10 protein-coding genes are annotated in these 13807 nt (G+C 50.6%); 9 read left to right on the plus strand and 1 reads right to left on the minus strand.

Annotation, left to right across the window (positions count from 1 at the left end; genetic code table 11):
- Nucleotides 1-31: 31 nt before the first annotated feature.
- Genes FPZ45_RS00935 through ppk1 form a run of 4 tightly spaced genes read left to right on the plus strand, consistent with a single transcriptional unit; the run spans nt 32 to nt 7422 of the window.
- On the plus strand, nt 32-4771 hold the full coding sequence (locus FPZ45_RS00935; protein ID WP_144697419.1) for an HAD-IC family P-type ATPase: 4740 nt from the start codon (nt 32-34) through the stop codon (nt 4769-4771).
- Nucleotides 4772-4816: 45 nt separating this feature from the next.
- Complete coding sequence (locus tag FPZ45_RS00940) at nt 4817-5116, plus strand: DUF5132 domain-containing protein (RefSeq protein ID WP_144697424.1); 300 nt, start codon at nt 4817-4819, stop codon at nt 5114-5116.
- A complete protein-coding gene (locus tag FPZ45_RS00945) occupies nt 5097-5321 on the plus strand; it encodes a hypothetical protein (protein ID WP_144697427.1) in 225 nt (74 codons plus the stop codon). The genes FPZ45_RS00940 and FPZ45_RS00945 overlap by 20 nt, the downstream gene beginning before the upstream one ends.
- Nucleotides 5322-5355: 34 nt before the next feature.
- Nucleotides 5356-7422: a polyphosphate kinase 1 gene (gene ppk1, locus FPZ45_RS00950; RefSeq protein WP_144697430.1), complete on the plus strand. Its 2067-nt coding sequence runs from the start codon at nt 5356-5358 to the stop codon at nt 7420-7422.
- Nucleotides 7423-7474: 52 nt separating this feature from the next.
- Here ppk1 and FPZ45_RS00955 read toward each other — a convergent pair whose 3' ends face one another.
- On the minus strand, nt 7475-8410 hold the full coding sequence (locus tag FPZ45_RS00955; protein ID WP_144697433.1) for a glycoside hydrolase family 43 protein: 936 nt from the start codon (nt 8408-8410) through the stop codon (nt 7475-7477).
- Nucleotides 8411-8598: 188 nt separating this feature from the next.
- Here FPZ45_RS00955 and FPZ45_RS00960 point away from each other — a divergent pair, with 188 nt between their 5' ends.
- The 5 genes from FPZ45_RS00960 (at nt 8599) to FPZ45_RS00980 (ending at nt 13796) form a co-directional block, all read left to right on the plus strand.
- The gene (locus FPZ45_RS00960) at nt 8599-9279 is read left to right on the plus strand and encodes a FadR/GntR family transcriptional regulator (RefSeq protein ID WP_144697436.1); all 681 of its coding nucleotides are present in this window, start codon (nt 8599-8601) and stop codon (nt 9277-9279) included.
- Nucleotides 9280-9640: 361 nt separating this feature from the next.
- Nucleotides 9641-10768, plus strand: a complete 1128-nt coding sequence (locus FPZ45_RS00965) for an ABC transporter substrate-binding protein (protein WP_186438172.1) — start codon at nt 9641-9643, stop codon at nt 10766-10768.
- Between the two features lie 64 nt (nt 10769-10832).
- Nucleotides 10833-11741: a carbohydrate ABC transporter permease gene (locus FPZ45_RS00970; protein WP_144697442.1), complete on the plus strand. Its 909-nt coding sequence runs from the start codon at nt 10833-10835 to the stop codon at nt 11739-11741.
- Between the two features lie 3 nt (nt 11742-11744).
- The gene (locus FPZ45_RS00975; protein ID WP_144697445.1) at nt 11745-12584 is read left to right on the plus strand and encodes a carbohydrate ABC transporter permease; all 840 of its coding nucleotides are present in this window, start codon (nt 11745-11747) and stop codon (nt 12582-12584) included.
- Nucleotides 12585-12629: 45 nt separating this feature from the next.
- Complete coding sequence (locus FPZ45_RS00980; RefSeq protein WP_144697448.1) at nt 12630-13796, plus strand: trans-sulfuration enzyme family protein; 1167 nt, start codon at nt 12630-12632, stop codon at nt 13794-13796.
- The last annotated feature ends 11 nt before the right edge of the window (nt 13797-13807 follow it).

Raw genomic sequence — 13807 nt, forward strand, 5'->3', positions numbered from 1 at the left:
GCGGTAATTGTCTTTTGAGAGGAGTTACTCCATGTCGATTGCCACTCATCGCAGCAGATTTATTCGCTTAATGCCGGGACGTATTCGCCTTGAATTTGCGGGTCTGCTGCATAACAAGCAAACAGAACTGTCTTTAAATCGGGACCTTGCGAGCCTGACGGGTGTCGCTAAAGCCGAAGCCTCCGCGATCTCCGGCCGAATACTCGTTGTATATGATGAACGGCTAACATCCGGTCGTCAATTGCTGCATCAGTTAGAACTGCTGGAGAGCAAATACGCCGGGCAAGGTCATGATGAACCAAAGGCGTGCGAGGAAATACCGGTACGAGCGGCCGCCGAGTCAGGGGCGCACGTCGAAGCTGCCGCCTCCTTGGAGCTGCCGATGATGCAGCATCAACCTGCGCAGCATACGAACACCGTCGAGGAATCGAGTGATGTGCCCGAATCACTGAGAACGATACCGGTTCCGGTCTATCCGCGAGCTGCTTCACAGCCAGGTATACCTCTTCCGCTCACGCTTGCGATGGGCGGACTCTTAGTGCTTGGAGCCAAACAGCTGATCTTTGGCAGATCTGCATTCGCGCAAAGCCCGGTTCCCTTCTACATGTCGGGGCTCGTCGCGGTCGTTACCGGGTATCCTTTTCTACGTAGAGGTTTTACCCAACTCAGCGAGCAGCGGAAGCTAAATCCCGATCTCATTCTGGGCACTGCTGCATTAGGACTTGCACTGGTACGGGAAAATCTCGTCGTACTAGGTACCTTAAGCATTCTGCAATACGTAAATTGGAAACGCAGCCGGATCGGACTGGATGAAGCGGGATCACAGCCGCTTTCTCCGGAAATTCAAGCCTACAGCGAACGTGCTGGCCGCTGGGGTGTAGTGGGTGCTGCAGCCACATGGCTGATCACCCGCAGTCCTCTGAGGGCCATCGCTGTGCTGCTTGCCGCCAATCCTAGGCCAGCGACGATTCCGGCGAAGGCGGCGTGGCAGCAGGCGGAACTTTACTCTAAGGAAGCGCAGCCGACTTTACCGAATGGAGCGTCGTTAGCGCATTTGGCCCAAACCGGCACGCTGTTATTGGAAAACACGTCTCTGCTTATGCAGTCGAATGTTCAGGAAACGGGATGCGTGTCAAGCGAAGAAGATCCGGATAAGATCATTTGCCTAACTGCAGGTTTGATGGGAAAATCCGAGCATCCTTGGAAAGAGGATGTGCAACGGAAGGCAAAGCTAACGTGCCGTACGATTCGTGCGGCATTTCGCGTCGCCGAAGAAGAGAACGGAATTCGCGGGATGATCAGCAATACGTCTTATTGCATCGGCAATCTCACTTATTGCAAACAGAACGGGGTTTCGTTCGAACGGTATTACCTTGAAGCTAAACGGATGGAGAGCAGTGGCTGCGAAGTGCTCTATCTGGCAAAGCAAACCGGTGGGAACTGGATATGCCAAGGGCTGATCTACCGCGGACAACAGTTCGATTCCGAGCGGAGAGAGCTGCTCTCGCGAGCAAGGCAGCAAGGTATTCAGGTCGCCGTACTAGAGGATAGCTCCAGCATGGGCCGGGAAGAGCTAGATCGGCTTGGCGTGCAAACGGATTGGCTAGACACTCATATCAGTGAAGCGGTAGAGCGTATCGCAACGCTTCATCATCAAGGAAACCGCGTGCTCCTCGTGAGCGAGTCTTCCGATGGGTACAGCCGTTATTTAATGGAAGCCGGCGTCGCCGGAGTCACGTTCGATCAACTCAAACAGATATTGGACACCAGACCGTCCGCCCAGAAGATCGAGAGCACGGTAAATGAGCATTTCTTGGTTACCAAGAGGTGGAATGTAATCGGATCGCTGCTTGCCGCCATCGGCGTGCTCAGTGCCCCGATCGTTAATATCGCCAGCGATGCCCTCTCGCTGATGTTCCTATCGCGTTCGCAAAAGCTGGCACAGCAACTATTTCCATCTGGCGCAACGCATACCACTGATGATGTTGCCCGATCTCGAAATGAAGTGGCCGCGACAGCAGAAGCTGTTGCGTGGCATGGCTTGCCCTGGGAGCGCGTCACCGAACGATTCCAAGTTCGCGTGCAGCACGGCTTAACGGCGAATCAAGTGAACGAGTCGCGCGGCCGATACGGCATAAATCAGCTGGCTGAGAAGCAGCACATCCCTTGGATCGTCTCTTACGCCGGCCAGTTTAGAGAATTTACGACGTTGATTCTACTTGGCACCTCGGTGCTCGCCTTGTTTACAGGCGGACTCTTCGACGGATTAGCCATGGGCGCTGTACTGCTCGCAAACGCGGCGATCGGCACGTTCCAGGAGCGTAAAGCCGAACGGATCGTGGAAAGCTTGAATGAATTTCAACCTTCGGTCAGCAAGGTCATCCGTGACGGCGTGGAGATGAGCATAAACGCCATCGATCTTGTGCCGGGAGACATGGTATGTCTTGAGCCGGGCGACCGTGTACCTGCCGATATTCGCCTGGTTCGCGCGTGGAACCTGGAAGTCAACGAATCGGCGTTAACCGGTGAGTCGGTTCCTGTCATGAAGAAAGAGAAGGAGGCCGAAGGCGATTGTCCGCTATCGGAGCGGAGCTGCATGCTGTATATGGGCACCGATATTTCACGCGGAAAAGCCTTGGGTGTCGTCGTCCAAACCGGCATGAATACGGAGTTCGGCCACCTGATGTCATTGCTCAAAACCAATGAGAAAACGACGACGCCGCTTCAGGGAAAGGTTACGTCCATCAGTAAAAAATTTATCAAATGGGCATTCATCGCGGGTAGTATCGTATTTGCTTCCGGGCTTCTTCGGGGCATTCCATTCCCTCAGCTCGTGAGCACTTCGATTACGCTGATCGCTTCGGCGATTCCCGAAGGGCTTCCAGTTACCATTACGATCGCGCTGAGTGCGGGCATCTACCGTATGGCCAAGAAAAACGTACTCGTCCGCAAGCTGTCGGCTTTGGAGACGCTGGGGCGTGCGACCATCATCTGTACGGATAAAACCGGCACGCTGACGAAAAATGAAATGACGGTCAAACAAATCGCTGCCATTGGCCGCGCCTGGGAAGTTTCCGGCAACGGATACGACCCTGAGGGTATTTTCATGGAGAAGGCCTCTACAGACAACCCTTCCGGTTTGTCGGATGTTATGAACGAAAGCTCCGATACGCAGCCGGAGCTGCAGCGCATCCTGCAGATTGCTTGCTTGTGCAATAACAGCAGATTGATTAAGCAAGGGAAGAATTGGTCGATGCAAGGAGATCCGACCGAGGGTGCTCTGCTGGCGATGGCCATTAAAGGCGGGGTTAAGCCGGAGCGCATGGCCCATTGGCATCGCGGTGCTGAGATGCCATTTGACTCCGGTACTGGAAAAATGAGCGTGGTGTGCAAGGATACTTCTTCTGGTCATGCTTGCTACATATTCTCAAAGGGCTCCGTAGAGTCAATACTACGCCGCTGCAGCAGGTACCAGCAAAACGGCGAGGTACACAAGCTAACCGATGAGATCCGAGCTGGCATCCTGGAGCAAAGCGAAAGTCTCGCCTCTAGCGCCTTGCGTGTTCTTGGCTTCGCTTACCGAGCGCTGCAAGCGGACGAGCATGACGGGCAAGCGGATCTCGACGAGCAAGATATGATTTATGTCGGCATGGCCGGCATGCTAGATCCGCCGAAGGCCGATGTGCGGAAAAGTATTAAAGAAGCGCTTGCCCTTGGCGTAAAGCCGATCATGATTACCGGGGATCATCCCATCACGGCAATTGCTATTGCCGAGCAAATTGGAATTATGGACGGGGGCCAGCCGGGTCAAGTACTTTCGGGTCACGAGCTTGACCGCTTGAGCGATGAGGAACTTGAGCAATCTGTTGAACAGGTGTGCATTTTCGCCCGAATGACACCGGAGCATAAGCTGCGTATCGTTAGCATACTGCGCAAAAAAGGGCATATCGTGGCCATGACCGGGGACGGCGTGAATGACAGTCCCGCGATCAAGCAAGCTAACGTTGGGATCGCGATGGGACGAGCCGGCACAGAGGTCAGCAAAGCGACTGCCGATATTGTGCTGAAGGAAGATGACTTCGGTTCGATTGTAGACGCCGTTAAGGAAGGCCGCACGATTATCGGCAATATTCGCAAGGCAATCGGCTGCTTACTGACCGGCAATCTTGCGGAAATTCTCGTGACAAGCGTTGCGGTTGTTGTGGGTATGCCGATTCCACTCGTGCCTATTCAAATTTTGCTAATGAACATGCTGACCGACGCGCTGCCGGCCATGGTTCTAGCGATCAATCCAGGCAGTAAATCGAAGCAGACAAAACGGATGGATATTGTAGATAAGACGCTTTACCGGAAAGTGATCACACGTGGAGCGCTTCTTGGAGCCGGGTCGCTCGCGCTATACGGTCTGGCTTTGGCCAATGGGCAGCCGATACAGGTGGCGCAAACCATCGCGTTCGCGACGTTGGTGGCAGGACAGCTGATTCAAACGTTCTCTTGGCGGCAGGAAGGGACCGAGCAAACTGTAGGCGATTGGAGCAAAGACCGCTTCCTCGTCGGCGCCATGAGCATCTCTTGGCTTGCTCTACTGGGTGCATTGTATATGCCTTCGCTCAACCGATTTTTCCATACCACGCCGCTCGCCCTGTCTCACTGGGGGCTGATCCTGCTCGTCGCAGGTTCGGTCTCTTGGCTCTCAAAGCCGATTCTGTCCATGCTCGAAAGGAAAAACGCAACAACGAGCACGGCGGCTCTCACCTATTCCGCGGCTTAGCTGCGGAGTGGGTGATTTCATTCCAATTGAGGAGGTAACTGTATCATGCTGGAGAGGAACATGGAAAAGCTTATTGTAGGCGCTGCGCTCGCATTTGCGGCCTCGACGCTGTGGCCGATCGTGAGAAATACATTAAAGCCGCTTGGAGAAACCGGGAAACACGGCGCTGCCAGTCTAACAGGCCGGATTCAATACGTCCTACAGGTAGCTCGCGATGAGGTCGAGGATATCGTTGCCGAAGCTCAGTTCGAACGGATGAGAAAGCAGATAGATCGCGATATCGCCGCGGAACTCCCTTCATTCGAAGAGACAGGAGAATTGACGGATGCAGAATCAATCCATTGACCATCATCTTCAGGAAGCGCTGGCACATTTGGAGCAAGCCATCAATCAAAGCGTTCATGTCGTTCTGGAAAATCAGGCAACAAGCAAAGAGCTAGGCAGTAAGTGGGAGCATTTTTTAGGGGAGTTTTACGGTATGGTCAAGGATAAGGGTAAAAAGACACGGATCAACCTGCTTAGCTGGATTTCTTTCGCTAAAATCCGTTGACTTGTCTTTTTCCTAGGCGGGAGGGAAATCGTTTATGTATTTCACCTATATGAATCGGGAGCTCAGCTGGCTTGCTTTTAATCGGCGTGTGCTGGAAGAGGCGGAGGACGACCGTAATCCATTATTGGAGCGGATCAAGTTTTTGGCGATCGTTGCCACCAATCTGGATGAATTCATGAGCGTCCGCGCCGCGGCCTTGATGGATCAGGCTAAAGCCGGTATCACCAGAAAGGACTTCACCGGTTATACGCCGGGCGGTCTGCTGTGCCGAATCATGAAAAGGACCGAGAACCTGGTGGCTGATCAATACCGTACATACAGGCGCTGTTGCAAGGAACTGGAGCAGCAGGGCGTTATTTTCCGTACGTTCGATGAGCTCGATCAAGACCAGCAGCAGGCGATGGAGGCTTATTATTATGAGAAAGTATTCCCCCTGCTCACCCCGATGGCCATCGACCAGTCCCGCCCCTTTGCGCTCGTGCATAGCCAAAATCTATATTTATCCATCCTGTTAAAACATGACATAGATCCCGAGGATGAAGAGCTGTACTTCGCCATCCTGCAGGTTCCATCGAACCTTGACCGATTGATCAGGCTCGAATCTCCTGCAGGCGATCGCAGGACGGCCTATATGTTGCTTGAAGAGCTGATCAAACGCGGACTTTCCAAGTTGTTCAGCGACTACACGCCTGTTGCCGTTGATGTGTTTCGATTGACTCGCAATGCAGATCTGACCATTGATGAGGAAGGAGCCGAGGATCTGCTTGAGGAAATGGAAAAGGAGCTTCACCGACGCCGCTGGGGTACCCCGATTCGACTTGAAATCGAGCAGGGCTTTCACCCTGAAGCGTTAAAGTTGATCATGGAGGAATTTGAGCTGGGAAGCGGCAACTTGATCACCATAGATGGGCCGATCGATTTAAGCTTCCTGATGAAATTATCGTCATCCCTTCCGGGGCAAGACACGCTGCGTTACCCGAAAGCCGAGCCGGTTTATCCGCCGGAGTTCATGGAGTCCGAAGATTTGTTTAAGGTGATCCGGCAGCGCGATGTCCTTGTTTTTCATCCCTACGAATCGTTTGAAGCGGTTAACGACTTTATTGCCGATGCGGCAAATGATCCGGCGGTGATGGCCATCAAGATGACGCTGTACCGGGTAAGCGGCGATTCCGTGATCGTGCGTTCGCTCGCCCGCGCCGCCGAGGCGGGAAAACAGGTGACGGTAGTGCTGGAGCTGAAGGCGCGGTTTGATGAGGAACGCAACATCGCCTGGGCCAAGAAGTTGGAGCAAGCCGGCTGTCATGTCATTTACGGCTTGGTCGGGCTGAAAACCCATGCTAAGGTAGCGCTGATTATTCGCCAGGAGGAAAGTTCGCTGCAACGGTACGTCCATATCGGTACCGGAAATTATAACGATAGCACCTCCAAGCTGTATACGGATATCGGTTTATTCACCTCGCATCCCCGGATCGGGGAGGACGTGACCGCATTATTCAACGAGATAACCGGTTATTCGACGCCCCATGATTGGAAGGCTCTCTGCGTAGCTCCTTCTCATCTTAAGCCGGCGCTCTTCGAGTACATCGAGCGAGAGATGGCCCATGCCGAGGCAGGCCGGCCGGCGAGAATCGTCGCCAAGATGAACTCGCTATCGCATGGCGATATGGTTGACAAGCTCTATGAAGCCTCGCTTGCCGGTGTCCAGATCGATCTCATGATTCGCGGCATATGCGTGCTGCGCCCAGGTGTGCCTGGGTTAAGTGAAAATATCACGGTGCGAAGCATCGTGGATCGGTTTTTGGAGCATTCACGCGTCTTTTATTTTGAAAATGGAGGCGATCCCCAGGTCTGGCTGTCCAGTGCCGATTGGATGTCGCGTAATTTAACACGCCGTGTTGAGCTGATGTGCCCCATCTACGACGTCCGGTTGCGGGAGCTCGCAATTCGTTACTTACTTCTGCAGTGGGGAGATAACGTCAAGACGAGACAGTTGATGCCAAGCGGCAAATATGTCCGTATTCAAACCGAAGGAACGCCCGTCCGCAGCCAATTTGATTTGCAAGATCAGATACTGAGCTGGAAGAGCGACAGGGTAAGATGACTACCGAAAGGACCTCGAATTCCACTGTAACGTGGAGGTTAAGGTCTTTTTCTTAATCTGATGTTTGCAGCGGCCGGCGAGGGACGCCTTCGAAAGTGAGCTCTACCGGTCGAATGCGATCCTCCTCAAAATACATCCGGTCGATACAAATTACGCGATAATTGGGATCGGTTTCGGACACGGGCCTTCTGTGATATACCATATACCATTCGTCTGTGTCGGGAATTTGGATGACTCCGTGATGTCCGGCCCCGACGCCGATGGCAGGGTTTTGTTGTAGAATTTTTCTTTCCCGATCGAACGGACCCAACGGAGATAAGGCTGCTCCATATGCGACGGAGTATTCGGGTCCGCCCCAGCCTCCCTCAGCCCACATGAAATAATAGATACCGTTTCTTTTGATCATGCAGGGGCCTTCAACAAAACCGTTGGGCGTGATCTCCTTATAAATCTGGCCGTCCTCGAAGGGTTTTAGGCTGATCATGTCGTCATTCAGCTTGACGACGTTGCAATGGCCCCACCCACCGTAATAAAGATAAGCGGTATCGTCGTTATCAATAAAGACGTGAGGATCGATCGGCTGGGCGCCGTTATAAATTTGAGCGATTAGTGGTTTGCCAAGGGCATCCTTGAAAGGACCTTCCGGTCGATCGGATACGGCAACACCGATTCCACCGAGCTCCTCATTGCTCTGAATATCGTTAGCTGCAAAATAGTAATAATACTTGCCGTTACGCTCAATGGGAGAAGGTGCCCACATCGCGCGCTGCGCCCAAGAGATGTTCTTCCGCTCCATGATACGCTCGGCTTTGTGCCAATTCATAAGATCTTCCGACCAGAATGCGTCAAAAAAGAGTTGATCGTCATAGGGAGCCGAATAGGTTGGGTAAATCCAATAGCGGTTTTCAAATATTCTGGCTTCCGGATCGGCGTAGCAGCCGGGAAAAATCGGGTTTCCCGATAAGTTTCGATTGTGATTTGGATGCATATACGATATGACGCCTCCCCACTATAATGCAGACAGCCTGTCTGATAGGTTAAATGTATATCAATTTGGAATCGTTTTCAAGTCCGAAATCTAGCTTGCCTCGTTGACGGCAGCACGGATAGACAAATTAGGATTATTGGATTATGATTTCCCTATCCGATAGGTAAATAGGTGGAAAGGGATGCCCGATGAAAAAAATACAGAAAGTTCACGTTCATGAACTTGTATCCCAAGAAATTCAAAATTATATCCAAGAGAGCAAGCTAAAAGCAGGCGATAAGCTTCCGTCCGTAGATGAGCTGACGCGAATGTTCGGTGTCGGACGTTCTTCTTTGCGAGAAGCGTTGCGTTACCTGGAAGCGATTGAAATCGTCCGGGTGGAAAACGGAAAAGGCATATTTGTTCGCGATGTCGATATTTTTCGGTTTTCCGGGAAAATAAAAGTAGAGAACGAGAAACGGTTTCTGCTTTGCGTTCTCGACGTTCGGCGCGCGCTGGAAGGCAAAGCGATTGAGCTGGCGGCCAAGCGGATTACGCCTGCCCAATTAGAAGAATTGGCGGCGTGTGTAACGGAGTACCGCAGAATGAAGGAAAGCGGCTTGGAAACTTCGGAGGTCGACTTTGCTTTTCACCGCCAGATTATTAAGGTGGCTTCGAATCCTATTCTGGAAGGGATGATGGAGTCGATATCCGTCCTTACCAAAAAGTTTTTCCACGAACCGCTTGGCAATAAACATTTATTTGACGCAACGTATCCTTTTCACTTGACCATGTTTGATGCAATCGCTGCGAACGATCCGGACAAGGCGTTGGTCGAATTGAATAAGCATATGGATTGCGTAGAAGAATCGATTAAGTCGGTACTATAACAGGGTTGCTTCGGGCGCGGTATGGTCCGAAGCACGCAACTAAATTTTTGTTGACAAAAGAAAAGGGCTGTTTTAACCTATACCTATCAGACAGGCTTACTGTCTGAAAACAGGTCCGAGGAGTCGGATTAAAGGGGGATTTCATATGAAAGGTATCAAGCGGTATCTAGCTTTATTGAGTTGCGTATTTTTGATTACATCAATTGTAAGCGCTTGCTCAAGCACCTCCAACTCGAATGAGAACAAGCCCAGCGAAAGTCAGCCAAGTGGAAGTCAACAAAATGAGAGCGCATCCAAAAACGATGGCGAAAAAGTTTCGATTACTTTCTGGAATATGTTCGGCGGTGGAGACGGCGCCATTATGACCGAGATTGTCAAGAAATTCAATGAGGAGCATAAAGGGAAAATCGAAGTGAAGGCGATGACCCAGGATTGGGGCCAATTCTATACCAAATTGCAAACCGCAGTCGCTGGGGGTACTGCTCCCGATCTAGCGATTTCACATGCTTCCAAATTGTCGGAATTGGTGGAAGCGGGTGTCGTTGTACCGATGGATGCAGCTGCCGATGCAAACGGCGTGGATTGGAGCAGTTTTAATCAGAACATTCTGAGTTCTACGATTTTCAATGACGTTCATTATGCGATCCCGTTGGATGCGCATCCGCTTATTTTTTACTATAATAAGAAAATTTTGCGAGATTTAAACTTGCTCGTTGACGATAAGCCGGCCATTGAGCCTGGACCTGACGGTTTCGTGAATTTCTTGAAAAAGATAAAAGAAGGAGCTCCCAAAGGTGTCTCCAATCTGGGTCTGAATTCAAAAGGAGAAACGCCGTACAGGCTCTGGTGGGCTTTGTACAACCAGTTGAACGGACCGGAAATGCTTGACGCATCCGGCACAAAAGTGATGATAAACAACGAACAGGGAAAAAAAGCTGCCGAATTCTTGAACGGACTATTCAAAGATGGTATCGTTCGGAAAAACCAGGAAAACAGCTCGGAAGAGTTCCAAGCAGGCAAGGTGGCGCTTTTGCTAGATGGCGTATGGTCCACCAGTTCATTCGAAACGACAAAAGATCTGGAATTCGGTGCGATGCCAGTGCCACAAATCTATGACAAACCTGCTACCTGGATTGATTCCCATACATTCGTGCTGCCTAAGCAAAAGAAAGGCGAGGATCAGAATAAGATTAACGCCGCAATCGAATTTGCGAAATGGGTAACCGATCATGCGGCTATTTGGTCCCAAGCAGGTCATATTCCGACGACAACAGCGGCAATCAATTCCGATGCGTTCAAGGAAATGCCGCTTCGTCAGGATTATTTGCAGGCTGCTACCGACGGGGCATACTTGCCGCAGACACCGAAGATGTGGCCGATCAAAGATCAGTTGGTTCAAGCGCTTGAAGGAATATGGCAAGGACGATCGTCGGTTGATCAAGGATTGGACAACGCGGTCAAGAGCATGGAAAAACTCCTGAGCAGGTAAACTAATGCGGTTCATGATGGAGTTACATGACGTAACTCCATCATGACGTTATTGGAGGAATATTATGAATAAGGCGCCGCAGAACCAAAGGAGGAAGGGCAATCATAATGGGGTTGCTGCGATTTTTTTAACCCCTTACTTTGCTTTCTTTATCGTTTTTTCGATTGTTCCTATTTTTTATGGATTGTATGTCAGTTTTCATAAGTGGACGTTAGCTGGGAAACAAGGATTTGCGGGCTTGGATAATTACCTGTACGCGATCAAGGACCCGGATTTCTGGGCATCTTTGGGGCATACCGGATATTTCGTGCTTTTGTCGACTCCATTGCTTATATTGGTTCCGTTTGCGCTCTCGCTCATTCTGGACGCCAAGCTTAAAGGACGAACATTTCTGCGAACGGTTTATTTCATGCCTAACATTTTGTCTGTTGCGGTCATCAGTTTTGTCTGGATCTTTATTCTTCGATCGGATGGTTTACTCAATACCCTATTGCGTGAGATCGGTATATTGGGCCAAGAGCAGGAATTATTTTGGCTGGACGAGCCGAAACTCGCCTGGATTTCCCTCGTATTGATCACAACGTGGTGGACACAGGGCTTTAATATGATTATGTTTCTGACCGGACTTCAAGACATTCCGACTGATCAATATGAAGCTGCAACGATAGATGGCGCTAACGCCTGGAAGAGACTGGTTTATATCACCTTGCCGGCAATGCGGCAATTATTGATACTCATCACGGTTCTGACGGTGATCGCATCTTCGAAGGTGTTCGGTCAAGTCTTTCTCGTCACGAAAGGCGGACCTGCCAACGAAACAAGAACGATAATTCAATATATTTATGAAACCGGGTTTAGATCGAACGAGCTGGGATTATCTACGGCCATGTCTTTTATGTTCTTTGTCATGCTGATTGTTTTGTCCTTCTTGCAATTTAAATTTTTCAATCGAAAAAGTGATCAGGGGGAATGATGCATGCCTGAACATGCCAGTAGAAAGCTTAGCTTGCCCGTTCTTCTACTTTATATCGTCGCGTTTAGTCTGGCCATCATCTGTATTGTTCCGATATTGTGGATGGTCGTCACTTCCCTCAAGCCGGAAGGGTCGGTGATCGGCGAGATCGGCAGAAGGTTTTTGCCGCCGTTCACTTTTGAGAACTATCAGTATATTTTTGAAAGTGCACCGATCGTCAGGTGGACGATGAACAGTTTATTCGTTTCGATGGTCGTGCCTATCCTTAGCTTAATCAATGCGTCACTGGCTGCCTACGCCTTGTCGAAAATCAATTTCAGCTACAAGAAAATCGTATTCTGGGTCATTCTGAGCGGGATGATGCTGCCGGGCGAAGCAACAATCGTTTCGTTATATATGGTCGCTAATGGATTGGATATATTGGATTCCTACTACGCCTTGATATTGCCGGCGCTGGCAGGTCCTCTCGGTGTCGTCATTATCAGACAGTTCTATGACGGCATTCCGAACGAATTGGTGGATGCGGCCAAAATCGACGGCTGCGGCCTGTTTAAAACCTGGTGGAACATTTTTCTTCCCTTGTCCAAGCCTGTTATGGCTGCATTGTTTATTTTTTCTTTTCTGGGAACGTGGAACGACTTTCTGTGGCCCTTTTTGTCCATTCAGACGGAAGAGCTATATACGTTACCGATCGGCATTCCTTTCTTCATGAGCTCGTACAATCAGGACGAAACGCTGCCGATGACCGTAAATGCATACGCATCCGTTCCGATTATTATCGTGTTTATATTCTTCCAGAAATACATTGTCAAAGGAATTACATTTACAGGCATTAAAGGTTGAGCTTAAGCGCATTTGATGCATTGGTGGAGAGAAGGAGTGTGGCATATGAGCGTAATAGAAAAGAGGAAAACGCTATATACCGCTGTAGCTGCAGACGAATATGATACAAGGCATCACGGAGCAATCAATTTTCCTTTATATCAGAACAGCCTGTTTGCGTTCGAGACCCATGAAGCATTCGATAGGGCCATGGCGGATGCAGGAAGAGAGCATCACATTTACTCGCGGGGCAACAATCCAACCGTCCGGTATCTTGAAGAGAAAATTTCGGAACTCGAAGGCGGCGAGAGTGCCAAATGCTTCGCCTCCGGCATGGGTGCGATTTCGGCTGCGGTACTGTCCATCGTGGCGCAAGGCGACCATATTGTTTGCGTGAATCAAGCCTATGGACCTACACGCGAATTTCTCGGCTCATACTTGCAGCGCTTCGGCATTGAAACGACATTCGTGGACGGCAGCTTGCTGGAAAATTGGCGAAATGCGGTACGGCCAAACACGAAGCTGTTCTATTTAGAAAGCCCGACAACAATGATGTTCGAGTTGCAGGATATTCCCGCCTGCACGGAGTTGGCCAAGCAAATCGGCGCGGCAACGATTATCGACGGTACATGGGCGACCCCATGCTTTCAGCAGCCGCTTGCTATGGGGGTCGATCTTGTCATTCATTCGATTTCAAAATATTTGTCCGGACATAGTGATTGTATCGGCGGCGTCGTAATCGGTTCCAACCGTTGGATGGATCGTTTATCGCGCACGGAATATATGCTTTTTGGCGGAGTAATGACGGCGCATACGGCGGCTGCGGTCATGAGAGGGCTGCGTACGCTGCCGCTCCGAATGGAAAGACACGAGAGCAGCGGTCTTCGGGTTGCTATGCATCTTAGCAACCAGCCTTATGTCACGCGCGTCAATCATCCCGGTTTGCCGTTTCATCCGCAATACGATTTGGCGCGCCGCCAGCTGACGGGGTACAGCAGCTTATTTTCTTTCGAATCGAATGAACCGCCCGAGAAGTTGAAGGAATTCGCGAACCGTCTGGGCTTATTTAAGATCGGGGTCAGCTGGGGCGGTTATGAGAGTCTGATTACGGTAAATAGAGTTCAACCGGATCAGTCTTCCGACGAAAAAGTTGTCGTTCGCGTTTATGTCGGATTGGAAGACCCCGATGATCTCATTCAAGATATCGACGCAGCATGGGCTTCATTGAACTAAAACAAACAAGA

This window comes from Cohnella terricola, assembly GCF_007786475.1.
Taxonomy (GTDB): Bacteria; Bacillota; Bacilli; order Paenibacillales; family Paenibacillaceae; genus Cohnella; species Cohnella terricola.